Source organism: Ancylothrix sp. D3o (assembly GCF_025370775.1).
Classification (GTDB): Bacteria; Cyanobacteriota; Cyanobacteriia; order Cyanobacteriales; family Oscillatoriaceae; genus Ancylothrix.
Map to the genome: position 1 here is coordinate 83,150 of NZ_JAMXEX010000014.1, position 25,196 is coordinate 108,345.

A 25,196-nucleotide genomic window follows, 5' to 3' on the forward strand; every position below is an offset into this window, starting at 1 on the left:
AAAACACTGAACCATTAAATTATAAAATCGAATAAAATGAATATAAAGCATATTTAAATCCTCTTATTGCTCTGATAGTCCGCTCAAATTATGATCATCCCTCGACTCAACCAAATTAAAAATTTATATCACGCATTAGTCAAGAACCTGCTACTTATGCTGCTTGGTTTACTCGCTTCTGTGGCTGTTTTATTCTTGTGGCAAGAGCTAATTGCCAACGAACAACTCCACATCGAGCAGTTAATTGAGCAACAAGCCAATGCGATCAAGTCACAAATCAGCGAAGAATTATCAATTCGGATGGTCGCACTTCAGCAAATGGCAAATCGTTGGGAAGTGAGTGGCGCTACACCCCAAGACCTTTGGGAAGCTGATGCTGAAGCCTATGTAAAGGATTTCTACGGTTGTCAAGCGCTGGAGTGGGTCGATCCCTCATTTAAAGTCCGCTGGGTTGTACCTTTAATAGGAAATGAGGCCGTAAAAAACTTAGATTTGAGTCAGGAGCCACGTCGCCAGATTACTTTGCAGGTGGCTCGTGATTTACGTCAAATTATTTTAACACGCAAGATTGCACTGGCTCAAGGCGGTAAAGGATTTCTGGCAACGGTTCCTCTATTTGTAGGCGAAAGATTTGATGGGTTTATTCTTGGAGTCTTTCGGTTTCAAAGTTTATTTCACACTATTTTAAAAGTGCCGGTTGGGTATAACGTTGCGATTTATGATGGCGCAGAATTAATTTACAGCCAAGGGAATACATCTCAATCTTTCCCTCACAAAACGGTAGTCGTTAAAACCTATGGTGCCGACTGGCGCCTAGAGGTTTCTCCCACTCCCGAATTACTGGAACAAGTAAAATCTCCGGTGCTAAATGTCGTCTTAATAGGCGGTTTAGCTTTAGTTTGGATGCTTGTATTAATCGTTTATTTAACCCAAATTAGCTATCGTCAAATTCATCAATTTAAAAAAGCTAACCGTCAGTTAGAACGGGAAATTCACCAACGACAACAGGCAGAAATTGAGATCGCTCGACTAGCCGCCATTGTTGAATCCTCAGAAGATGCAATTTTTAGTAAAGATTTAGATAATGTAATTACAAGCTGGAATCGTGGAGCCGAGCGGATTTTTGGTTACACCGCCGCAGAAATCATCGGCCAAAGGGCGACAAAATTAATTTCAGCAGAATATCAAGATGAAGAAAACAACAATATTCGCAGAATTCAGCAAGGAGAACGCATCAAACATTACGAGACAAAACGGCTGAGAAAAGACGCAGCTTTAATCGATATTTCAATTACTGTTTCACCAATTAAAGACGAAAACGGCAATATCATTGGAGCTTCAAAAATTGCCCGCAATATTAGTGACCGCAAACAAGCTGAAGAAGCACTACGTCAGAGCGAAGAACGCTGGGAACTAGCGCTACGCGGGAATAACGACGGCATTTGGGATTGGAATATTCAAAGCAACGAAGTTTTCTTTTCTAGCCGGTGGAAAGAAATGCTGGGTTATCAAGAACATGAAATCCAAAACACTTTGGACGAATGGACAAACCGCATACATCCCGATGATTTAGAATGGGTCATGGAAGCCGTTCAAGACCATTTTGCCAAAAAAACACCCTTCTATCTCACAGAACATCGCATTCGCTGTAAAGATGGTTCCTATAAATGGATTCTGGATCGCGCTCAAGCACTTTGGGATGACAAAGGTAAAGTAATTCGGATGGCCGGTTCTCACACCGATATCACAGAACGCAAACAAACTGAAGTTGCCATCAAAGAAAGCGAAGCTAGATATCGCCAACTCATCGATAACTTAACTGCTGGTTTTGTCATTCACGCAATTGATACCAGCATCATATTATGCAATTCAAAAGCCTGTGAATTACTAGGGCTTTCAATGGATCAAATCTTGGGAAAAACCACCTTTGATCAGTCATGGCATTTCCTGCGAGAAGATGGCACAGTTATGCCAAAAGAGGAATATCCGGTGAATCAAGTTTTATCCTCTAACATTCCCCTCAAAAATTATGTTTTAGGAATTAACAGAGGAATTGACCCCTTAATTTGGGTATTAGTCAATGCTTACCCAGAGTTCGATACCAACAATCAATGCAAACAAGTTGTCATTACCTTTATTGATATTAGCAAGCTTAAACAAGCCGAGTCAGAAATTCAACAAACCCGGAATTTCTTACAAGCACTCTTGAATCATCTACCCGTTGCGATTGTTGTCAAAGATGCACATCCTGAAAGATTTGGAGTATTTCAGTTTTGGAATAAAACTAGCGAAGTGTTATTTGGAATTTCCGCCGAACAAGCCACCGGCAAAACTTGCTATGACTTTTTCCCAACCGAACAAGCAAACTTTTTCGACCAAAAAGATAGAGAAACTGTCAGCAAAGGTAGTGTTGAGGATATTCCCGAAAAAGTCATCGATAGTCATAGTTTAGGCCAACGTTGGCTGCATACCATCAAAATTCCCATTTATAACGAGCAGAATCAGCCCGATTATCTGCTTGAATTTTCAGAAGATATCACTGCTCGCAAACAAGCAGAAACAGAATTGCGAGAAATGAGTAAGGCGGTAGAAAATGCGGTGTCCGGTATTTCTAAACTAGATACCCAAGGATGTTACCTCTTCGTCAATAAAGCTTATGCTGACCTGACAGGCTACCAACCAGAAGAAATGCTCGGAATGGCTTGGCAAAAAACCGTACATCCCGACGAGTTAGACAAACTAATTGCAGCCTATGGGCAGATGGTAGAACAGGGTAGAGTTGAAGTTGAAACCACAGGAGTCCGTAAAGATAATTCAATTTTTTACAAACAATTGGTGATGATTTCAACTTACGACGAACAACACCAATTCATAGGGCATTACTGCTTTATGAAAGATATTACTGAGCGCAAAATAACCGAAGTCGCACTAGCTCAAGAACTCCTGCGGACTAAAACACTTTTCCACACTTCAATGGATGGTATTGTTGTCATGGATGCAAAGGGAAAAGTGGTTGAAGCCAGCCCCAGTTTTGCCCAAATGCTGGGTTACACTTTAGAAGAAACGGTAAATCTTAGTGTTTTTGATTGGGATGCTCAATGGTCGAAGGAAGAGCTAGAACTAATATTAAATGAACAGCAAACTTTTCCTCTCTTTGAAACTCGACACCGCCGGAAAGATGGTTTCATTTATGATGTTGAAATTAGCTGGAGCCGCGTGACTTTAGAAGGAAAAGTTATGAACTTATGTATCTGCCGCGATATCAGCGGACGCAAACAAACAGAAGAAGCTCTGCGACATCAAAAAGAGATGTTTCAAACCATCGTCAGTCATATCCCAGTTATGATTGCTTTGTTTAACCCAGAGGGGATAATTGAATTTATCAACCCGGAATTAGAACGAATTTTAGGTTGGTCGCTAGAGGATTGGAAGCAAAAAGATATCTTAGAAGAGTGTTATCCAGACCCGGTTTATCGCCAAAGTGTCTTAGAACATATGCTGTCGGCTACTGGAAAATGGAAAGATGCAACTACGCTAACCGCTACCAAACAATCGTTAGAGACATCTTGGGCAAACGTGAGGCTTTCCAGCGGATATTTGTTAGGGATTGGTCAAGATATTACTGAGCGCAAACAAAAAGAACGAGCCCTGCAACAAGCAATGGAAGCCGCAGAAGCAGCGAATTTAGCAAAAAGTATTTTTCTGGCGAATATGAGCCACGAACTACGCACTCCGCTCAACGTGATTTTGGGATTTGCCCAGGTGATGGCCCATGACTCTGCCCTAACTCCCAGTCAACAAGAAGACTTACTCACGATTCGCCGGAGTGGCGATCATCTCTTGAATTTGATTAATGATGTGTTAGATATCTCAAAAATTGAATCGGGGCACTGCACGATTGAAGAGAGCCCCTTTGATTTAATTGCATTGCTGCATTCTCTCCGCAATATGTTTGCAGAACGAGCGAGTTCTAAAGGGCTTGACATCTCTTTGGAGATTAGCCCAGACGTGCCCCAATACATCCTTGCCGATGCTCAAAAATTGCGCCAAGTTTTACTCAATCTTCTCAGTAATGCAATTAAATTTACCAGTCGGGGAAGTATTACTGTGGGCGTGAGCGTTGCGGTTGACGATAAAAAAACGACACCCATCACTCAGTCGATTCTCCGGTTTGTGGTGGCTGACACCGGTGTAGGCATTGCCGTAGAAGAACTGGACACCATTTTCGATGCGTTTGTACAAGCTCAAGCTGGGAAGCGCTCAGCCAATGGTACCGGCCTAGGTTTAACCATTAGCCGCAAACTTGTGGAACTGATGGGCGGTCAAATTTCTGTCAGTACCACTCTCGGAGTGGGCACTCAATTTAGCTTTACTGTTCCCGTTACTCCCACGAGCGGAGTTAATATTACACCCGAAGAGAATGATCGCCTTGTGATTGGGTTAGCGCCCGGCCAACCCCATCATCGCATTTTGGTGGTTGATGATCGGCTTGAAAATCGTCGGCTGATCGCTCGATTACTGGGTCAATTAGGCTTAGAGGTAAAAGAAGCGACTAACGGACGCGAAGCGGTAAAGATTTGGCAGGAATGGCTTCCTGACTTAACCTGGATGGACATTCGGATGCCGGTGCTCGATGGATATGAAGCCACTAAGCAAATTCGGGCAATGGAACACGGGCAGAATGGCATTATTATTGCACTGACTGCCCAAGCATCCCAGAGTGATCGCGCCCTCGCCCTCGCTGCTGGTTGCAACGACTATATCAGCAAGCCCTTCCGAGAACAGACCGTCTTTTTCAAGATGTCGGAATATCTAGGGTTAAAGTATATCTATGAGGAAGAAACAATGGCGGGGCAAGGGAGAGGCCATAATTCTTCGCCTTCCCTATCTTCTCTTTCCACTCCGGCTTCTAGTTGCTTCGATCCAGCGCTTCTGGCCACGTTATCATCGGCATGGCTAACGCAGTTGGAGAAGGCGGCTGTCTGCGGGGATGATGTTTTGATCATTGACTTGGTTGCTGAACTATCGCCAGAATTTTCTTCACTGGCTACGGAGCTTGTAGAATTCGCCAACCAGTATCAATTTGAGGAAATTCTCAAGCTGATTCAAGACAATTTTCCCACGAGGGTTTCTTCTTCCAATTCATAAGCTGTTTGTCTCTTTAACATACGTTGAGAAGATGTCTTTAAAAACAGCAAATTGAACTGCTCACTACTTTTACTCAAATTTAGGAGAAGATTATGGCGACTACTCTCAAATTTGGCCGCCAAGCGAATATCCTCATCGTTGATGATATCCCCGACAATCTACGATTATTAGCCAAAATACTAGAGTCTCAAGGCTATATAGTTCGCAAATCACTGAACGGCAGAATGGCGCTCCAAGCGGTTGAACGGCAAGCTCCTGATATCATTTTACTTGATATCAATATGCCAGAAATGAATGGGTATGAAGTCTGCCAACTTTTAAAAGCATCGGCTGCGACTGCTGAGATTCCCGTAATTTTTATCAGTGCGCTGGATCAAGTTGACGAAAAGGTACGCGCTTTTGAAGTGGGGGCTGTAGACTATATCACAAAGCCTTTTCAAGAAAAAGAAGTGCTGATGCGTGTTCATACCCAATTAGTGATCCAACATCAACATCAGGAACTCCTCGAAAAAAATCAACGTTTAGAACAGGAAATACAGGAACGTCTGAGGGCTGAAGAAGAAGTTAGACAGCTATCTCTAACGGATGAATTAACGAAATTATATAACCGGCGCGGCTTTTTTTTGCTGGCAGAGCAACAATTGAAAATTGCTCGACGCACGCAAACTTCTGCCTGTCTTTTATTTGCTGACTTGGATGGTTTAAAGAATATAAACGATACTTTAGGTCACGAAATGGGAGACAGACTCATCGTTGATGCAGCCCAAATTTTAAAGCAAACTTTTCGTGATGCGGATATTGTGGCTCGACTGGGAGGAGATGAATTTGCTATATTTATGCCTGGTTGTTTGGCTGAGGCTGATGATTTTTATGTTCGACTCCAAGATAATATTGATCGCTTTAATCAACAGCCTGATCGCTGCTATCTACTTTCTATCAGTATAGGCTTGCAATGGGGAGATATGAATAGTGAATGTTCGCTAGAACAATTGATAGCTCAGGCTGACAAACTTATGTACGAACATAAACGCACTAAACCCTATTTTAAGAGTTCTTTTGAGAAAAGTAATAGGGATTTGCCTGAAGCAGTATTTCCTCAGCGTTTTGAAAGTTATTGAGTTTATTTAGGGTTCCGGCAATTATCGCGCCACAACACCGGCTCTTTTCCGATTAGAGGGCGATTTGGGGCCAGCCGGTGAGGTAGGCGATGTGGGTTTCTAGGGCTTGTTGGAGGGTGTCGATGATGGTGCTGGGGTAGGGATAGCGTTTGAATTCAAATTTGAGGATGTTGCGGAGTTTGAAGGCGCCTGGCAAGTCTTGAGATTCGGCGATGGCTTGGAGAACGAGGTTTTGCCAGACCAGCAGTTTTCTGTAGCTAAAAAATGTCGAACAGCACCGGCCATCTTTGCCTTTGTAGGAAACCCAGAGTTGATGGGCGAGTAAGCGGACTTGATAGATATTTTCAAGGCGCATGGCCATAAGGCGGGCGAGTTCGCGCTTGATTTGGCCGATTTTGTTGGCGAGTTGGACGGTGGGTTTGAGGATTTTTCGGCTGATCAGGCTTTGGCGCTTGCGGGACATAGGTGTGGCTCCCTGAATAACTTGTGAGTGGAGGTTTGGCTTGCTGGGGCTGTTCGCAATGATTTATAGTTCCATTTTAAACAATGTTTTGATTTATGTCAAGCATGAAAATGAAACTTGTACACTGATAAGTAAACTGAAGAGTTTTTGTTAAGTTCTCTTGGCTAGAATGGGTGGCGCAAGCTAGATGGTAACGGCACAAAGTAAAGAAAAACTGATGGAACTGGTGAAAAAGGCACGGGGCGGTATGACTAAGCGTGCTTTTGGCCGGCTTTTGGGTGTAACGGATACGGCGGTTCGGTTGTGGGAAACGGGACAAACGTTTCCTGAAACTGAGCAGTTGAGTAAACTGGCTGCTAGAACCGGCTATTCGCTGGAGGAGTTGCTGAGTTATTTGGAGGGTAAGCCGGTGTCTTCGTCCAAGGAGTTGACGGAGATTTTGGAGCAAATTCGCTATATGCCGCTGTCGGATGTAGCGGAAATTGGCAAGGCGGTGGCTGAGAGGTTTGCAGATGTGGCACAGATAACACGGCATTAAGAGAGTGAGACTTCTGTGGGCAGGGTAATGGTGAAGGTGGAACCGATACCCGGTTGGGAGGTGAGGGAAATTTGACCTTGGAGGAGTTTGACGAGGCGGCGGACAATGGCGAGTCCCAGGCCGGTGCTGTTGGGAAGGTAGGAGTTATCGGCGGAGACGACTCGGAAGTAGGGCTCAAAGATGTGTTTTTGGTCTTCTGGGGTGATTCCTTTGCCGGTGTCGCTGATGGTGATTGACCATTGGTTGTCTGGGAGAGACTCGCAGATGACTTTGATGGTGCCGGTTTCTGTGTAGCGGATGGCGTTACTGAGGAGGTTGGTGAGGATTTGCTGTAGGCGTAGGCTGTCGGTGATGACTTGTTCTGGGCAATTCTGGCATTCTAGGGTGAGTTTTAAGAGTTTTGCGCTGGCTAAGGATTCGACCATTTCTAGGGTTTGGTTGATTAAGGTCTGGGGGTTGATTTCGGTGGGGTGAAGCTGCATTTGACCGGCTTCATAGCGGGAGATTTCGAGGGAGTCGTTGATCAGGCGGAGCAGTTGCCGGCCATTTCGCTGGACTTTTTCGATGTGTTCGAGGTTGGGGACGTTATTTTCTACGTTGGGGTTTTGTTTCATTTGCCGCAGAAATAGGTCGGAGTAGCCGATGATTGAGGTGAGGGGGGTTTTGAGTTCGTGGGCGAGGTGGGCGAGGTTGTCTTTGGATGCGCGTACTAGGCGGGTTAGTTCTTGGTTGGTGAGGCGCATTTGGCTTTGGAGTTGCTCGAATTCTTTGAGTCTTTCTTGGGTATAGGTTTGAAAACAGCGGGCGATGATTTCGTCTATGGCGGTGTCTATTAAGCGCATGGCGCGAATGACTTCTACTGTGGTTCCTTGTTCTAAGTCTTCTTCTAATACTGAAAATATTACGCAACGGATTAGCCGGTATTCTCTGGCTATTTCTTCGGCGTCGTAGCCTTGTTTGGCGCGGAGTTTTCCGTGTTCTAATGATTTTTCGACTAGGGTTTTTATGTCGCTGTCTTCTGATTCAGAAAGAATGGTGGCGATGGCTTGTAGAAGGATGGGGAGGCTGTCTCGGATGCCTTTATAGGTGAGTTCTTTTGCTGTTTCGATTTTTTCGTCCTGCCGGACTGCTTCTACCCATTGCTCGATGATTATTTCTATTTTGTTAAGGAGTGCGAGGCTAAAATCTTTCATGGGTATCGGCTGTTTTTTTGTCTGTGCGGAAGTCGCTATTTATAGATTAGGTGATTTGGTGGCTTGTTTTATGGGTATCTGGGTCTAGGATTGTTTGGTTGATAATTTGATGGGCTTGCCTGGTGTGGGGGCGGGGGGCAATTTCAAATGCTTTGTTAATAAATTAGGTGAAGGGTAAAGAGGGAATTCTGCGAAGTATGCTGAGTGATTGAATGGTTTGTTAAAAAACATCTTTATAAGGCGGTTTTTGTCGGTGCCGGATAATTTTTTAATTTTGGACAAAATGGGCTAGATTAAGATGAATTTTTTATTTTTAAAGCCTTATTGAATGATAACATTTTTTGGGGAGGCCGGCAGCAATTTTCAGGCAATTTAGAGGGGGTAAACTTCAAAGTGGGGTGAGGGGATTGTTTTGTTGGTGGCGAGTGGAGTTGGGCTGTTGGAGAGGTTAAAGTGTATAATGAGTTTTGATAAACTGAGTTTCTCGGTTTTTGGTTCAGAGTTTTTGGTTAGTTTTTCACCTATTTACAATCACGGAAAGGAAAGTTAACAATGTTTAGATATTTAAATGTTTTAAAGTTTTTTTGGGGTGCTGCTATTGCGGCGGAGTTGGAGTATCGGATTAATTTTTTGATTTCGAGTTTGACGAGTTTGGGGAATTTGGCGGGGAGTATTTTTGCTTTGTTTTTGTTTTACCGCACTGGTTATACTTTTGCTGGTTGGAAGTGGGAGGAGGCGCTTGTGGTGTTGGGTATTTTTACGATTTTGCAAGGGTTTTCGAGTACGTTTTTGGTGCCAAATTTGAATAAGATTGTGGATCATGTGCAGCAGGGAACTCTGGATTTTGTTTTGTTAAAACCGATTAATTCTCAGTTTTGGTTGTCTACGCGGACAATTTCGCCTTGGGGCTTGCCGGATCTTATTTTTGGGGTGATTGTGTTATGGTATGCTGGCTCAAAGTTAAATTTGCAAGCAAGTAATTATTTGCTGGGTGTGATTCCTTTGGGGTTTGGTTTGGTGAGTCTTTATAGTTTGTGGTTTGTGTTGGGGGCGACGAGTATTTGGTTTGTGAAAATTTATAATGTGACGGAGGTTTTGCGGGGTTTGTTGGAGGCGGGGAGGTATCCAATGGCGGCTTATCCTGCGGGGTATCGTGTGTTTTTTACGTTTGTGGTGCCGGTGGCTTTTTTAACGACTGTGCCGGCGGAGGCGTTGTTAGGAAGGGGTGAGGTTGGTTGGATTGCTGGGGCGGGGTTTTTGGCGCTGTTTTTGTTGGTTTTTTCGATGGGTTTTTGGCGCTTTGCTTTGCGTTTTTATACGAGTGCTTCAAGTTAGGGAGGGGTTGGGAGAAAGAATGCCGGTTTGTTAAATATTTATTGGCAAATTTATTTGGCAGATTTCTACCAAAGGTGAGAGTTTGGAGGTAATGTTTCAGGATATAACAAGAAAAGCTAATGAGAGTAGGAAGGTAGGAATGGAAAGTAAACATTTGGGAAACACCGGCATCTTGATCAGTGCTATTGGTTTAGGAGGAATGCCGTTATCTTTAACCGGCCGGCCTCCTGAAAATGATGCGATTTCTGTTATTCAGCGGGCTTTAGATTTGGGTGTGACTTTTATTGATTCGGCTGATGCTTATTGCTTAGATGAAAGCGACAAACACCACAATGAAAAACTTATTGCTAAAGCAATTCAGGAATATTCGGGGAATAAAAATAATGTGGTTGTAGCAACAAAAGGGGGTTTAATGCGCCCCAATGGTAGCTGGGCGCGCAATGGCAATCCGAAGCATTTAAGGGAGACTATTCGGGGGAGTTTTGAGGCTTTGGGTGGGGAAAAGGCGATTGATGTTTGGCAATATCATGCGCCTGATCCTGACTATTCGATTGAGGAATCGCTGGCGCCGGTGAAGGAGGCGGTAAAGTCGGGATTAATTCGGTTTGTTGGGGTGTCTAATTTTTCGGTTGAGCAGATAAAACGGGCTCGGAATGTGGTTGAGGTTGTGTCTGTGCAAAATCAATATAATCCCTGGTACCGGCAACCAGAATTTGATGGGGTTCTCGAATATTGTGAACGGGAAACGCTGACGTTTTTGCCTTGGAGTCCTTTGGGGGGAAGTCGCCGGGTTAAAAGTTTAAAAGAGTTTACGGTGATTGCTAATTTGGCGCAAGAAAAAGAAGTTTCTGTTTATTGTATTGTGCTGGCTTGGTTGCGGGCAAAATCTTCTTGTATTGTGCCGATTCCTGGGGCAACTAAGGTATCTAGTATTGAGGATTCTGTGCAGGCTGTGAAGGTGAAGTTGACGGCGGAAGAGATGGGGCAAATTGATAAAGCGACGGCGTAAATTTAAGGTTTAAAAGAAAGCCACCGATTTCAAACGGTGGCTACAAGAATAAAGTGCCTTTCGAGGAATAAGTAAGTGAATAGGAAATTAGAAGTTAGCTAGAGATCAGCCGGTGGGGATTTTTTGGACATGGGCTTGGGCTTGCAAATTCAAGTTATCGCTGTTGACATCAAGCCGGTTTAACCGTAAAGACATCCCATCCAATTCAAAGTTTTTAAAGTCGAGAATTTCGGCGGTTTTCTCTAACAAAGCTTTGGTTAATTCGGGGTACAATTCTTTGTTGTCTGGATATTCAACATTTTCTAAAACCAAGCCGCTGCCATTTGTAAGGACGCGGGGAACGGCGGTAAATTCAATTTGTTGGGTTTCCTTTGTTTCGCGTACTTTTACGGCTGCACTCAATGCAATTTTTCCATTCCCCGGAAGCTGAAAGTTAACGCTTTCTACATCTACTGTCACCGGCTTTCCTTCGACATTCACCTGCAAGTTTTGCAGCATTTGGGCGATATACTCGGAATTAAAAGCGCCGTTAATATCGTTTTCTGTTAAAACAACGTTCGCGTTTCCTTGGGTGGGTTTGGTGAGTTCAATTTGTCCAAAAGCTGCTTGCATGGGATTAATTGCAACGTTGTTAACTTGCATTTCCAATTTTTCCATTCTCAAGCTTTCTTGCATGACTAATCCTTCGCCTTCTATGACGACAGAATCTATTTCTCCTGCCATCATTTTGAAGGCATCAGCTTTGACTTTTACCTGCAATTCTTCGACTTTATCGAGTTGACTGGCTATACCAATTTCTGCTGCTTTGCTTAATGCTTGTTCGTGCAGTCCGCTTGCTTCTTGGGTCACGTTTTGCTCTCCGATTTCTCTTTACAAAAGTTAACTTTAGGTCATCGGCCCATAACATTTGCTCTGTCTTGAGGGAGAAAACCGGCTGAAACACTCTCTATCTGGGGGGGAATTAAAATTTCTAAATTCAAGCTACAAAATGAATAGGTTTTATTTTGAGATTTTTTGAGATTTTATGCCCCAATACTTCGGTAAACTTCCTACAACCGCTCAACCTTGGTCAACTATTGAGCCGGTAGAATCTGTGCAAAAGGATGAGCGTTCCGTACAATTTAAGTGTGGGGAAGCGCATCTAATTCTCAGTATCCTGGCGCCCAATCTTATCCGCGTCAAAATGTCTCCTAATGGCGATTTTTTACCGCGCCGATCTTGGGCTGTGGCTAAAGATGATAGTGAGTGGCCGGTTGTTTCATTTCAACACAACCAAAGCGGGAATAACACCGAAATTGAGACAGAACAACTTAAAATTTCTGTAACAAAAGATAGCCAAATTTCGTTTTTTGATAAACAAGGAAATGCCTTTGCTTGTGATGCAAACCCAAGTGCCGGTTGGCGGATGGGAATGACAGCAAGTTGGAAAAAAATTGCCGCAGACGAACATTTTTATGGTTTTGGAGAACGCACCGGCTTTTTAGATAAACTCAGCCAAGTTAAAACTAATTGGACAACAGATGCGCTTGATTTTGGTTCGCTTACTGATGAAATGTACCAAGCGATTCCTTTTTTTATTGCCTTACGTCCGGGTTTAGCCTATGGTGTTTTCTTTAATACAACTTTTTGGAGTTGCTTTGATATTGGTGCCGAAGAACCGGCAATTTTAAAAATGGAAACTCGCGCCCCGGAACTGGATTATTATATCATTTACGGCCCGGAACCCTCCCAAATTTTACAAACCTATTGCGAGTTAACCGGCAAAATGCCTCTGCCTCCAAAATGGGCTTTAGGTTATCATCAATGCCGGTGGAGTTATGAATCCGAAATTGTTGTCCAAAACCTTACAAAAGAATTTCGTCAACGTCAAATTCCCTGCGATGTGATTCATTTAGATATCGATTATATGCGGGGATATCGAGTTTTTACTTGGAGTCCGAAACGCTTTCCTAATTATCAAAATTTACTCAGCAATTTAGCTGAAAACGGCTTTAAAGCTGTGACGATTATTGACCCTGGCGTAAAATACGAACCAGAGGCAGATTATGCCGTTTTTGATGAAGGTCTGCAAAACGATTATTTTGTCCGAAAAGCCGACGGACAGTTATTTCATGGTTATGTCTGGCCGGATAAAGCGGTGTTTCCTGATTTTATGCGCTCTGATGTGCGAAAATGGTGGGGAGATTGGCATAAAACCCTTACAGATGTTGGAGTTAGCGGCATTTGGTGCGATATGAATGAGCCGGCATTAGATGACCGGCCTTTTGGCGATCCGGGTAATAAAATTTGGTTTCCTTTTGATGCACCGCAAGGCGATGATAATGACCGCACAAACCATGCAGAAACGCATAATTTATACGGTTTAATGATGGCAAAATCGACATCTGAAGGCTTAGAAAAGCATCGCCATGAGCGCTCTTTTGTTTTAACTCGTTCGGGTTATGCCGGTGTGCAAAAATGGTCATCTGTTTGGATGGGTGACAATCATTCTTTGTGGGATCATTTGGAAATGTCGCTGCCCATGTTATGCAATATGGGACTTTCTGGTGTGGCATTTGTAGGCTGTGATATTGGAGGTTTTGCCGGCAATGCTACTGCGGAATTATTTGCGCGTTGGATGCAAGTTGGAATGCTTTACCCCCTCATGCGTGCCCATTCTGCCTTTAGTACCGCACGTCACGAACCTTGGGTTTTTGGTGAAGAAGTCGAGAAAATTTGCCGCGAATATATCCAATTGCGGTATCAACTTTTGCCTTATATTTACACAGCGTTTTGGGAAGCCGCAACCACCGGCGCACCAATTTTGCGACCGCTTCTTTATCATTATCCCAATGATTTGCAAACCTATCATCTCTATGATCAAGTATTCCTTGGTTCGGCAATAATGGCAGCCCCAATTTATCGTCCGGGGGTGGAATATCGCAGTGTTTATTTACCAGAAGGTGTCTGGTTTGATTGGTGGACAGGTGAACGTTATCAAGGTTCGCAGCACATTTTAGCACACGCACCCCTCGAAAAAATGCCACTTTATGTCCGGGCCGGTGCTGTTATTCCCATGATGCCGGTTATGCAATACGTTGATCAGCGTCCGGTTGATGAATTGACTGTAAAAATATACCCCGGAGAAGGCGAATTTACTTTCTATGAAGATGATGGAAAAAGCTTTGAATACAAAACCGGCAATTTTGCCACCACAACTTACAAAGTCTTTTCTGAAAATGAAAAAATCCTTGTTGAAATAGGTGCAAAACAAGGTAATTATACTCCCCCAGCGCGTCAACTTATTGTGCAAGTTATTGGAGTAGGGGAAGAGCGTTTTACAGATGATGGAAACGCCCGAACGCTAACGTTTTAAGCCTTACCCCGACTCAAAACTTAAAAAGAAATTAAAAACCGCAGATGAACGCAGATTAACGCAGATAATATAATTAATTCATCCGCGTTAATCCGCGTTTATCTGCGGTTAAAAAATGACAACCAAACCTCTAGCTGTCTTCGTTCCCTGGCTACACTTTCACCAACCCCCCATCTGGGTAGGAGAAACCCTCACCGGCAACCTTGAAAAAATGCTCAATGGGCCCGAAAATTCCGAAGAACGCTGGAATGCACAATGGTTTGCTCAAGCTTACAAAAACCCCGCCAGATACATCGAAATTTTGCGAAAAGAAGGGCATTTTCCCCGCATCATGGTTGATTATTCAGGGGTTTTACTTGAAGAATTAGCCAAACTAAGCACCGGCTTATTTAATAATATCTATGTAGATGGGGAAGCGATTGGTAATGTCATAGAATTATGGCGGTATATTTTAAACGAATATCCCGATAGTGTCGAATTTGCCGGCACCGCCTATAGTCATTGTTATTTCCCCGCTACCCCCGAACGCGATCACGAAGCACAAATCATGCAATGGCGCAAAGTTTTTGCTGATTTATTTGGCGAAAAAGCACTTTCAAAAGTACGCGGTTTTTGGCCGCCAGAAATGGGAATGACCGGCGATCCTGCGGAAGCATTGCGGTTTATTCGTTTGCTGAAAAAATGCGGTTATGAATGGATAATTTTACCCCGTAGCGCCATCGAACATCCTGAAAATTGGAGTGTGCCGGCCCTCGAAAATCGCGTCCATTGGTTAACCGTTGAATCTCAAGGAGAAACCGAGCAAATTTTATGCGTTATCCGCGATACAGACATGGGAATTCGTCAGCAAAGCGGTCAAAATGTCGATGGTTGTATTAACGATATGCGTTATCGCGGCCAAGAATTACAAGCTGAAAAAATCCCCCCTTTAATTGTGCCAACTTCTGACGGAGAAAATGGCAATGTAATGATGTTTGAATATTTCCGCAATAGCTTTGCACCCCTGTTTCGTAATTCTCAATCTTGGCAAGATATCGCCTTTATGAATGTCAGCGAATATATAGACCAATATTTGCCCAATGGCGCAACAACAGAAGTGCGATTAAAACCCACCGGCGGATCATGGATAGGGGGACATCAAAGCTGGAATGAAGGAGATCGCCGCCAACAAGTTTTAGCCGCCATTGAACAGTTAAGTCAAAACTACGCAAATAACGCTCTTCAAGATAAAATGCCGGTGCTTTTATGCGAAACCAGTTGTTATGTTTACTGGAATTCTGAGTTTTGGTTTCAGCAAGCAGATCGCTGTATTGATTGGGCAAAAAAATCCCCGTAAATAAGCAGGCCGGTTAGTGTATTTTTTGCCAAACTCTGCGTTGGAAACCGCACCGGCCTTTTCAGTTCTCTTCATCATAACAACTAAAAATTTTCCCTCCACCGGCCCATCACCAAGTCGTCAAACAAAAACGTTATTTATCTAATTTCTTAATCCAAAATCCCGTCATACTGTAAAATATAACCCATAAAATCCAACAGAGGAAACCATGCCATCTTGCACCTTTGCCGAATACATCGAACAAGAAAAAACCGAAGCCAGCCGGCATGAATACGTCAGCGGCTACAAATTTGAAATGCCAGAAATTAGCGAAGAACATCATCTCATCGCTACCAAAATTGAAACTTTATTTGCCGCCAAACTCCGCGAAAAATCCTATCAACTCTATAGCTTTGAAAACCCCCTTTGGATAGAACAAGTTGCTGTTTGTTACTATCCCGATATGATGATCATTCCCACAACCCAAAAAACCGAAACCCCCTACAAAACTAACCCCAACCTCATCATAGAAATTTTCAGTTCCCGAACCCAAGCCACCGACCGGCAAGAAAAATTCTCCAACTACCAAGCTATCCCAACTTTGCAAGAATATATCTTAATTTCTGAAAAAGAACCCAAAATCGAAATTTACCGCAAAAAAGAGGGCTACTGGAGAAGCCAAACCCTAAAAGAAACCGAAGATATCTACATTCAAACTCTCGACCTCACCATCAGCCTTGAAGACATCTATCAAAACAGCTTCATAGACGACTAACTAAATATTAAAAACCGGGTTTCTTGCCACATAACGTAAATTTCTCAAACAAACCCGGTTTCTTTTTTAAAAACTAACCTATCTGCGTCCATCCGCGTTTATCTGCGGTTAAAAAACTCTTATTTCCACACCCTTACTACCTGCAAAGCACCCCCAGCAAACAACTTTTTCTCACCCCCACTAAACCCAATTTCCCGCAAAACTTCCAACAAATCAATATCCAATAACTCCCAAGATGTATGAGTTTCAAATAACCATAAAAACACCGCCAACCCAGGCCAAAATAATACATTAGTGGGAGAATGAAAATCGATCATAGTAAAAACTCCCCCCGGTTTTAAAACTCTAAAAATCTCCCCAAAAATTTGCCGGCGCTGTTCTTTTTCCATTTCGTGCATCGCCACACTGGAATGCACCACATCAAACACCGCATCCGAAAACGGCATCTCTTCTGCAAACGCCTCCACAAACTTCGCCTCCGGCACATTTTGCCGCGCTCGCTTCACCGAAAAAGGCGACGCATCCAACCCCGTCACATCCTGCGAAAACTCTACTAAAAACCGCGTCGTTTGACCGGCACCACAACACAAATCCAAAATTTTCGTATCAGCATTTATTGACAATCCCTCTAACGCTAAATGACGAAACCGACTCTCCCCCCCTACACCCAACGCCGCCAACCGGGAAATGCCATCATAAAGCCACTGATAGCGATAACTCCAATCTCGCAAAATTGTAGCCACCCTTCAACTCCCTTAAATAAATACACAACACTTGTGTAGCCCAAGATACAGCCTAGCGCTGATTTTCATAAAAATTCCTCTTTCCGTCTCACCCCCGGACGCCTTATCATTGTTAAAATCAGTAACGAAAATGAAAACAAACTATAAAGTGTAACTGCTATGGGCCGTGTAGGGGTTTTATTGCTCAATCTAGGAGGGCCGGATCAACTTGATGATGTCCGACCATTTCTTTTTAACTTATTTTCCGATCCAGAAATCATTAGACTGCCCTTTCCTTGGTTGCAAAAACCCCTAGCATGGCTCATTTCCACGCTGAGGGTCGAAAAATCTCAGGAAAACTACCGTCAAATTGGCGGCGGTTCGCCTCTGCGCCGCATCACCGAAGAACAAGCCCTGGCTATGCAGCAAGTCTTGCAAGAAAAAGGCACGGATGCCCAAGTGTACATCGGAATGCGCTACTGGCACCCGTTCACCGAAGAAGCCATCGCTCGCATCAAACGCGACAAAATAGAAAAACTTGTTATCCTCCCCCTCTACCCCCAATTTTCGATCAGCACCAGCGGTTCTTCTTTCCGTCTCCTTGAGAAAATTTGGCAACAAGACCCGAATCTTCAAAAAATTGATTATACTGTTATCCCTTCTTGGTATAACCGGCCCGGATATCTCCAAGCAATGGCTGACTTAATCGCCAAAGAACTTGACCAACTGGAAAACCCGGATCAAGTACATATCTTTTTTAGCGCACATGGTGTACCTCTCAGCTATGTGGAAGAAGCCGGCGACCCCTACCAGCGGGAAATTGAGGAATGCACCCGCTTGATTATGGAAACCCTCAACCGGCCTAACCCCCATACTCTCGCCTATCAAAGCCGCGTTGGGCCGGTGGAATGGCTTAAACCCTACACCGAAGACGCTATCCCCCAACTTGCAGAACAAGGGGTGAAAGAATTATTAGTGGTTCCCATAAGTTTTGTTTCAGAACATATCGAAACATTACAAGAAATTGACATGGAGTACCGCGAATTGGCAGAAGAGGCGGGGATACATCACTTTTACCGTGTGCCGGCCCTTAATACCCATCCGATTTTTGTTGATGATCTCGCCGACATGGTTGTGGAATCTCTCGATCAACCCAGCGTTAAGTTTGAAGAGGTAGCACATCCGACGCAAAAAGTCAAGATGTATCCTCAAGAAGGTTGGGAATGGGGATTAACTCCTAATGCGGAAGTCTGGAATGGCCGGCTGGCTATGCTTGGTTTTCTAGCCTTAGTTATTGAACTAATCACCGGCCAAGGGTTATTACACTTTGTGGGTTTACTTTAAGATACAGCCTCATCAAAAAGCCGATCAAAAACCCGGTTTCTGAGAGAAACTGGGTTTTTTTTACACAAAAAATTCGGAGTAATAACGTTGCTGAGAGTTGGTTAAATAACTCTTTGTGGTGCGGTAATATAGTGGAACAGCCGCCAATAAGTTATCTAGCGAGGTTTGGTTGCTACTGCGAATTATGGGTTTTGTTGCAGGCTTTACTGGAAGCAATTACTTCTCTAGGAGTTGGGGAAGGGTGATATGAAATTGGCTTTAGATTTGAGGTTTGTTTGGGTTTTTATTTTTTAGCCGCAGATGGGTTGACTGGTTTGTTTTGGGGGTTTTTGCTGTTAATAGTCAATGTTTTTTTTATAATCGGAAAATTCGTTGTGCTTTAAGGGTTATTAGGCGATTTTTGGGTTTGGTATGAGGACGTGATTGATTTGTTATTTTTAGGTTTTTTTACTCACTTTTTAGGGTTCCCCGTCAGGTAATTGTTTTGGAGGCTAAAGTTTATTGTGGCCGATAATTTTTATGATATGATATTTGTAATTTTTGAATTTTTAGAGAGTTCTGTTACCGGGAAATAAAACAACTGCCGTGAAAGAAAAAAACTCTGCTAAACCTAAACGCCACCGGGGGTATCTCCTGACGCCGGCGGGTGCGAAAAAAATCCAAAATCGGATCAGCGAGTTAGAAGAGAAAACGGGAATAAAATATAATGCAAATAAGATAGCTGAACGTACTCAACTTATTAGTAGTCAAGGGCTGCATCCGACGACGATTCGGAAAATATTGCGGGGTACAAGTGGAAGTGATGAACAGTCTTTAAGGCTAATTTTTAAGGTGTTTCAACTAGAGTTAGAAGAGGAAGATTATACACAACCTGGTTTAGATGAAATTGTCGGTGTTAATGCTTCCCAAGATTGGGGGGAGGCGGTGGATGTTTCGGTTTTTTATGGCCGAGATTTGGAATTAGAACTCTTAAAAAAAGCGGTGATTTCTGACCGGTGCCGGTTGGTGTTATTGTTGGGGATGGGGGGGATAGGTAAAACATCTTTGTCGGTAAAGTTAGGGCAGTTGTTGGAGGATAAATTTGAGTTTTTAATTTGGCGTTCGTTGCGAAATGGGCAGTTTTTGGAAGAAATTTTAATAGAACTTCTTGATTTTTTTGGCCAAAATGAAATAGAAATACAGCGAAAACCAACTCAGAGTTATTTATCGCAATTAATTTATTATTTACGATCTGCACGGTGTTTGTTAATTTTGGATAATTTCGAGACGATTTTAAAACCTGGAAGTCCGGCGGGTTCTTATCGAGAAGGTTATGAAGATTATGGAGAATTTTTAAGGGCAATTGCGGAAACAAATCATCAAAGTTGTGTGATTTTGACAGGACGGGAAAAACCACAAGGCATTTCGGCTTTGGAAGGGGAAAATGCAGCGGTGAGAGTGTTGAGTTTGAAGGGTTTACCGGCAGAAAATGCAGAAAGAATTTTTATCGATAAAAATTTGCAGAGTTTGGCAAGTGAGCGAAAGCAATTGATTGATATTTATCAAGGAAATCCCCTGGCGCTCAAAATTGTAGCGACTTCTATTCAAGAAATTTTTGCCGGCAATGTCGGGGAATTTTTGGGCTGCGGAATTGGGGTTTTTAATGGAATTCGCAGCCTTTTAGAGCAGCAATTTGAGCGTTTAGCGCCTTTAGAGAAACAGATTCTTTTTTGGTTAGCAATTAATCGGGAGCCGGTGAGTTTAAACTGTTTGCGGGAGGATCTTCGTTTGGTGTCTTCTGGCAGGCTTTTGGAAGCGATAGAATTTATTGGTTGGCGTTCGCTGATTGAAATTAAAACGACAGAAATGGGGCAGTTGTTTACGCTGCAACCTGTGGTGATGGAGTATGTGACGGGCCGGTTGATTGAGGGAGTTTGTGGGGAAATTCGGGCTTTTCAAGAGTCAGAAAATTTGGCAGAGTTTAATTTATTTAAGCATCATGCTTTGATGAAAGCTGAAGTAACAGATGCGGTGCGTTTTGCCCAAAAGCAAATAATTTTACAGCAAGTTATAGAAGAATTATTATCTAGCATTCTCGGTTTAGAAGGTTTAATTTTCTTGGCTGACAAAATTTTAGAAAAATTGCGTTTAGATGGGGCCGCAAATTGGGGCTATGTGGCGGGAAATACGCTGAATTTATTGGTGCATTTGGGCCAAGATTTAAGCGGCTATAATTTGGCCGGTTTGACAATTTTGCAAGCTTATTTGAAGGGGCTAAATTTACGGGGGTGTAACTTCACCGGCGCTCATGTAGCTAAATCAATTTTTAGTGAGAATTTTGGCAATATTTGCAGTATGGTGATATCGCCTGATGGGGTACATTTAGCAACCAGTCATGGGGATGGTGAGGTGTGTTTATGGGTAATTGCTGATGGAAAACTTTTGTTTCGCTTGCATCCCCACACCGGCGCAGTTTGGGGTTTAAATTTTAGTGGGGATGGAGAAGTGCTTGTCAGTGGAAGTTTTGACGGAAAAATTCAAGCAGTAAACGTTAAGAATCCCCAGATTTTTCAACTTTTCCAAGCTCATACAGATTGGGTGTGGGGAGTGGATGTTTCGCCTCTTTACCCAGCGATTAATTCTGTGGAGCAAAAACCATTAATTACCTCTGGGTTGGCTACTTTACCAAGCCCCATTTACGGGGAGGAAATTAAGCCTAAAGGTGGGTTTAGTGGAGGGGAGTTAGGTTTTGAAGGTGGAATGATTGCGAGTTGCAGTAGTGACCGCACTGTGAAAATTTGGGAACAGTCAACCGGCTTGTGTATTAAAACTTTAGAAGGGCATACAGATATTGTTCAAACAATTGCTTTTTGTCCCACCGGCAGGCTGATTGCTTCCGGCAGTGCAGATCGAACAATTCGGCTGTGGTATTTAACAGAAAAGGCTGATAGTCGTAGCGTTAATTTAGCCATAAATTCTGTCACAATTTTGCACGGACACCGGCATCAAATTTCAGCAATTGCTTTTAGTCTCGATGGCAAAACTTTGGCAAGTTGTGATGGAGAAAGTATTAAAATTTGGGATGTAGAAAGTGGGGAATGCCGATACACTTTTGAGGGTAATTTTACGTTTGTTTGGCGGGTGGCGTTTTGTTTTGGCGGTAAGCTGCTGGCTTTAGGAGATGGCAAATTATTAAAAGTTTTGGAAATTGAAAGTGGAGAATGCCGGTGTGTTTTCGCAGGGTTTAGCAGCCAAATTTGGGCGGTGAGTTGGAATGAAAAAGAAAAACTCCTGGCGGCTAACGATAAGCAAATGGTGAAGTTATGGCGACTTGGAGAAAACGGCACATTTCACGCCCTGCAAACAATTCAAAGTTATACAAATTCGGTTTATGAGATTGCGGTGAATGAGAATCAACAGACGTTTGTGAGTGCCGGTGCAGATGGCATGATTAGCCTATGGAATCAAGAAAATAGGCAGTGTTTAAGAAGTTGGCAAGCCTCGCAAAAATCGATTCGCAGTTTAGCATTTAGTGGGGATGGGGAATGGCTGGCATCGGGGAGTGAAGATAAAACAATTGCGATTTGGAAGGCTTCCACCGGCCAGCAAATTTGCCGGTTTATTGGACACACTGGCTGTGTGTGGGGGGTGCATTTTCATCCCCAGGAAAAATTGTTAGCAAGTGCGAGTGCAGATGGAACGCTACGACTTTGGGATGTCAGCAAAAACCGCTTGTTAAAAATTTTGCAAAAAGATGAAAAATGGGTGCTTTCTGTGGTGTTTAGTGGGGATGGAAAATGGCTGGCAAGTAGCAGTGCCGAGGGCATTATTCGGGTGTGGGATCTGACAAAAGTTTTGGCAGTTGAGGAAAACTGGGAAAGCTCGAAACAAGCCCAGAGAGGGGATTTGATGGGTCAAAATCTAACTTTTTCTTCTTTAGCCAGTCCGAGTAATTTTTCAAAGAGTGGCCGCGAAAATGCGGGTGTAAAAAGTTTATTTGCTCATCAGGGTTTAATTTGGTCGTTGGCGTTTAGGGGGGATGGAAAAATTTTAGTGAGTGGGGGCGAAGATGGGATCGTAAAGTTATGGGAAGTTGAGACGGGTTTGTGCGAAAAAATTTTGCAAGGTCATCAAAGTTTAGTGTTGTGTGCGGCTTTTCAAAAGGGCGGAAATTTGCTGGCAACGGGTAGCGCTGACCGGACAATTCGGCTTTGGGATAGTGGGACGGGCCGGTGTTTAAAGGTGTTAGAAGGTCCTAGGGGTGGAGTATGGTCGGTGGGGTTTAGTGGCGATGGAAAAATGCTGATGAGTGGCTCTTTGGATGAGACTATTAAGTGTTGGGATGTAGAAAAGTTTGTGTGTGTGGAAACTCTGCGACCGGCCCGAATTTGTGAGGGTATGAATATTACCAGTTTATTGGGATTAACAGAGGCCCAAAAAGCGACATTAAAGGCGCTGGGGGCCGTAGAAAATGTTGGTGATTTGGGAGTTTAAGAGAAGGTAAAGCCAAAAATATCAGGGATTTAATAAAAAGTAATGGGCGGAAAAATGCCTTGAATTGCGTTTAGTTTTAGGGCATATAGTAAACACTTAATCGCCGTACCCCGCCTGAGTTTGAGGCAAGGGGGAGAAGTTGCCCGCTTTGCCGCCTTCTGAAGCGGGGTAGGGGGGAGAGGTTTTTTTGCTGTTAAGTTCTTCTTAAGATCGCTATCTTCTCCCCAAGAACCTGCCGGACGGTGAAAACTAGAGTTATCAGCAATGACAGGTATCAATAACAACCGGTCGTACTGGAGATTTAGATTCCTTGTTTGAATGTTTAAACCACTGGCAAATTTTATGAATACGCAGGCAGGTAAGATTTTTAGTCGTTTAGATTTTATAAGTTTTCAAAAATGCTATTCAAAAAAAGAACATACCTACCTTATGCCAAAAGAAGAGGAAATTATGAAAAAAAATCAAATAGCCGGGGCACTGGGTAATATTTTAATCGTTGATGATACGCCGGCAAATTTGCGATTACTAGGGGAATTTTTGATGCCGTTAGGTTACACAGTTCATCAAGCGCTTAACGGAGAAGCGGCTTTACAAATTGCTGAAACGGTCAAGCCAGATTTGATTTTACTTGATATTATGTTGCCTGTTCTCAATGGCTATCAAGTGTGCAACCGTTTGAAAGTTAATCCGGCCACCGCAGAAATTCCGGTAATTTTTTTAAGTCATTTGGATAAAAGTTTGGATAAAGTCAAGGCTTATGAAGTTGGGGGAGTGGATTATATCAGCCAGCCTTTTATTGCTAATGAAATTGTCAATAAAGTTAAAATTCACCTAGAATTAAAAGCAGCAAAACAGGAAATTGCCTGGTTAAAAAATGAACTGGTGGCGCAAAAACAAAAGTATGAAGAAAACTTAAAATTAGCCTTGGATAAAGTGAGTGCTTTGCACTCTGATCGGCTCACCGGCTTACCCAATCGAGAGTTTTTCACTGAATTTTTGCAAACGGCTCTCAATTGCCTTAAGACAAAACAAGGATATCAATTTTCGCTATTAGTTGTTGATTGTGACCGTTTTAACATTCTCAATAATTCTCTAGGCGCTAAGATAGGAGATAAACTGCTTAAGGGTATTGTAAAGCGCCTAAAAAATTGTTTAAATCAAACCGATATTTTAGCGAGGATAGATGAAGATAAGTTTGGAATTTTACTAACTGATACGAAAGAAGGCACCCAAGCAACCGAGATGGCAAAGCAAATTCAAGCCGCAGTCACTCATCCTTTTTACCTGCAAGGTTATGAAGTTTTTATGAGTGTCCGTATTGGGGTTGTTGTAGGAAATGAAAACTATTATCAACCCGAACATTTAATTAGAGATGCGGATACTGCATTAGCTCGCTCTCGACAAATTGGTAAAGATTATTATCAAATTTTTGATCAAACAATGAAAGAGATAGATTCGGAATTTTTTCAAATAGAAACAGAGTTACGCCGGGGGATTAAACAACAAGAATTTGTATTACATTACCAACCGATTATTGCCTTAAAAACAGGTCGGATTGCCGGTTTAGAAGCGTTGGTAAGGTGGCAGCATCCACTGCGGGGTTTATTGCCACCGGCAGAATTTATTTCGATAGCCGAAGAAACCGGTTTAATTGATGATATTGGTAAGTGGGTGTTGCGAGAAGCTTGCCACCAGCTTACTGTCTGGCAAAAAGCGGGACTTGCTGATTCTTCTCTTACTATGAGCGTAAATTTATCGGCGCGACAATTTAATCAACCGGATTTAATTGATCAAATTGACGAAGTTTTTGCAGAAACTAAACTGAATCCCCACTGCTTAAAATTAGAAATTACCGAAAGCGCCATTATGGAAAATACCCAAGCGGCAGCTAAGGTTTTGCAACAACTAAGAGAGCGAGAAATTCAATTAAGCCTTGATGATTTTGGAATTGGTTACTCTTCACTTTCTTATTTGCATTCGTTTCCGGTGGATACCATTAAAATTGATAAATCTTTTGTAGGTTGTTTGGAGGATAATGATAAAAATTTGGGCTTAGTGCCGGCGATCATGTGTATTGCAAAAACAATGGGAATGAGTGTGATTGCCGAAGGAATTGAAAGCAGCGAACAATTAAAATATTTGAGAAATTTAAAATGTGATTATTCGCAAGGATATTTATTTTCTCGACCGTTGGAACCGACAAAAGTGATTGAATTAATAGGGGCTTCTCCGCGATGGTAGCATCATAAATAAGGGATTCTTTAGATGCTAGTAAAATGGAAAAACAGAAGTAAAGAGAATGTTGGGAAGCGAACATAACAATTACTAAATAAAGGAGGAAAAGCCTTAAAATCGATCCTCGTAGGGTGCGAGTAAATTCTGGAAAATTTGTTTTAAAATAAGAATAG

General features: G+C 42.8%; 15 protein-coding genes. 11 read left to right on the forward strand and 4 right to left on the reverse strand.

Translation table 11 applies throughout. The annotated features are described in order from the left end of the window. Nucleotides 1-90: 90 nt before the first annotated feature. Nucleotides 91-5,148 carry a PAS domain S-box protein gene (locus tag NG798_RS20345; protein ID WP_261225535.1) on the forward strand — a complete coding sequence of 1,686 codons (5,058 nt, stop codon included), beginning with the start codon at nucleotides 91-93 and terminating at the stop codon, nucleotides 5,146-5,148. 92 nt (nucleotides 5,149-5,240) lie between these two features. Continuing rightward, a complete protein-coding gene (locus NG798_RS20350) occupies nucleotides 5,241-6,266 on the forward strand; it encodes a diguanylate cyclase (protein WP_261225536.1) in 1,026 nt (341 codons plus the stop codon). A gap of 52 nt (nucleotides 6,267-6,318) precedes the next feature. Here the strand turns inward: NG798_RS20350 and NG798_RS20355 are convergent, their stop codons facing one another. Next, nucleotides 6,319-6,729, reverse strand: coding sequence for a hypothetical protein (locus NG798_RS20355; protein WP_261225537.1), 411 nt, complete (start codon nucleotides 6,727-6,729; stop codon nucleotides 6,319-6,321). A gap of 187 nt (nucleotides 6,730-6,916) precedes the next feature. Between NG798_RS20355 and NG798_RS20360 the strand changes: the two genes are divergently transcribed. Further along, the gene (locus NG798_RS20360; protein WP_261225538.1) at nucleotides 6,917-7,267 is read left to right on the forward strand and encodes a helix-turn-helix transcriptional regulator; all 351 of its coding nucleotides are present in this window, start codon (nucleotides 6,917-6,919) and stop codon (nucleotides 7,265-7,267) included. Here NG798_RS20360 and NG798_RS20365 read toward each other — a convergent pair. After that, complete coding sequence (locus NG798_RS20365; protein WP_261225539.1) at nucleotides 7,264-8,460, reverse strand: HAMP domain-containing sensor histidine kinase; 1,197 nt, start codon at nucleotides 8,458-8,460, stop codon at nucleotides 7,264-7,266. The two genes, NG798_RS20360 and NG798_RS20365, sit on opposite strands and share 4 nt — an antisense overlap. 552 nt (nucleotides 8,461-9,012) lie before the next feature. Here NG798_RS20365 and NG798_RS20370 point away from each other — a divergent pair. Then, entirely contained in the window at nucleotides 9,013-9,795 is a 783-nt protein-coding gene (locus NG798_RS20370) for an ABC transporter permease (protein ID WP_261225540.1), read from the forward strand. Nucleotides 9,796-9,934: 139 nt separating this feature from the next. Next, nucleotides 9,935-10,804, forward strand: coding sequence for an aldo/keto reductase (locus tag NG798_RS20375; RefSeq protein ID WP_261225541.1), 870 nt, complete (start codon nucleotides 9,935-9,937; stop codon nucleotides 10,802-10,804). Between the two features lie 105 nt (nucleotides 10,805-10,909). Here the strand turns inward: NG798_RS20375 and NG798_RS20380 are convergent, their stop codons facing one another. After that, entirely contained in the window at nucleotides 10,910-11,653 is a 744-nt protein-coding gene (locus tag NG798_RS20380; RefSeq protein ID WP_261225542.1) for a DUF2993 domain-containing protein, read from the reverse strand. Nucleotides 11,654-11,828: 175 nt separating this feature from the next. Here NG798_RS20380 and NG798_RS20385 point away from each other — a divergent pair, with 175 nt between their 5' ends. From NG798_RS20385 to NG798_RS20395, 3 genes are all read left to right on the forward strand, one after another. Further along, a complete protein-coding gene (locus tag NG798_RS20385) occupies nucleotides 11,829-14,159 on the forward strand; it encodes a glycoside hydrolase family 31 protein (RefSeq protein ID WP_261225543.1) in 2,331 nt (776 codons plus the stop codon). 115 nt (nucleotides 14,160-14,274) lie between these two features. Further along, a complete protein-coding gene (locus NG798_RS20390; protein ID WP_261225544.1) occupies nucleotides 14,275-15,495 on the forward strand; it encodes a glycoside hydrolase in 1,221 nt (406 codons plus the stop codon). A 208-nt stretch (nucleotides 15,496-15,703) separates the two neighbouring features. Further along, nucleotides 15,704-16,249 carry a Uma2 family endonuclease gene (locus tag NG798_RS20395; protein WP_261225545.1) on the forward strand — a complete coding sequence of 182 codons (546 nt, stop codon included), beginning with the start codon at nucleotides 15,704-15,706 and terminating at the stop codon, nucleotides 16,247-16,249. Between the two features lie 119 nt (nucleotides 16,250-16,368). Here NG798_RS20395 and NG798_RS20400 read toward each other — a convergent pair whose 3' ends face one another. Further along, nucleotides 16,369-16,992: a class I SAM-dependent methyltransferase gene (locus NG798_RS20400; protein WP_261225546.1), complete on the reverse strand. Its 624-nt coding sequence runs from the start codon at nucleotides 16,990-16,992 to the stop codon at nucleotides 16,369-16,371. Nucleotides 16,993-17,151: 159 nt separating this feature from the next. Here NG798_RS20400 and hemH point away from each other — a divergent pair, with 159 nt between their 5' ends. The 3 genes from hemH to NG798_RS20415 all read left to right on the forward strand — a co-directional run bounded on the left by hemH (nucleotide 17,152) and on the right by NG798_RS20415 (nucleotide 25,029). After that, nucleotides 17,152-18,315 (forward strand): ferrochelatase, encoded by a 1,164-nt coding sequence (gene hemH, locus NG798_RS20405; RefSeq protein WP_261225547.1) that lies wholly within the window; start codon nucleotides 17,152-17,154, stop codon nucleotides 18,313-18,315. 585 nt (nucleotides 18,316-18,900) lie between these two features. Continuing rightward, on the forward strand, nucleotides 18,901-22,788 hold the full coding sequence (locus NG798_RS20410; protein ID WP_261225548.1) for an NB-ARC domain-containing protein: 3,888 nt from the start codon (nucleotides 18,901-18,903) through the stop codon (nucleotides 22,786-22,788). A gap of 450 nt (nucleotides 22,789-23,238) precedes the next feature. Continuing rightward, the gene (locus NG798_RS20415; protein ID WP_261225549.1) at nucleotides 23,239-25,029 is read left to right on the forward strand and encodes an EAL domain-containing response regulator; all 1,791 of its coding nucleotides are present in this window, start codon (nucleotides 23,239-23,241) and stop codon (nucleotides 25,027-25,029) included. Nucleotides 25,030-25,196: the final 167 nt, after the last annotated feature.

Excerpts from the sequence above, each read along its gene's own strand:
- NG798_RS20345 (WP_261225535.1), top strand. The coding sequence starts at position 91 with ATGATCATCCCTCGACTCAACCAAATTAAAAATTTATATCACGCATTA.
- NG798_RS20350 (WP_261225536.1), top strand. The coding sequence starts at position 5,241 with ATGGCGACTACTCTCAAATTTGGCCGCCAAGCGAATATCCTCATCGTT.
- NG798_RS20355 (WP_261225537.1), bottom strand. The coding sequence starts at position 6,729 with ATGTCCCGCAAGCGCCAAAGCCTGATCAGCCGAAAAATCCTCAAACCC.
- NG798_RS20360 (WP_261225538.1), top strand. The coding sequence starts at position 6,917 with ATGGTAACGGCACAAAGTAAAGAAAAACTGATGGAACTGGTGAAAAAG.
- NG798_RS20365 (WP_261225539.1), bottom strand. The coding sequence starts at position 8,460 with ATGAAAGATTTTAGCCTCGCACTCCTTAACAAAATAGAAATAATCATC.
- NG798_RS20370 (WP_261225540.1), top strand. The coding sequence starts at position 9,013 with ATGTTTAGATATTTAAATGTTTTAAAGTTTTTTTGGGGTGCTGCTATT.
- NG798_RS20375 (WP_261225541.1), top strand. The coding sequence starts at position 9,935 with ATGGAAAGTAAACATTTGGGAAACACCGGCATCTTGATCAGTGCTATT.
- NG798_RS20385 (WP_261225543.1), top strand. The coding sequence starts at position 11,829 with ATGCCCCAATACTTCGGTAAACTTCCTACAACCGCTCAACCTTGGTCA.
- NG798_RS20390 (WP_261225544.1), top strand. The coding sequence starts at position 14,275 with ATGACAACCAAACCTCTAGCTGTCTTCGTTCCCTGGCTACACTTTCAC.
- NG798_RS20395 (WP_261225545.1), top strand. The coding sequence starts at position 15,704 with ATGCCATCTTGCACCTTTGCCGAATACATCGAACAAGAAAAAACCGAA.
- hemH (WP_261225547.1), top strand. The coding sequence starts at position 17,152 with ATGGGCCGTGTAGGGGTTTTATTGCTCAATCTAGGAGGGCCGGATCAA.
- NG798_RS20415 (WP_261225549.1), top strand. The coding sequence starts at position 23,239 with ATGAAAAAAAATCAAATAGCCGGGGCACTGGGTAATATTTTAATCGTT.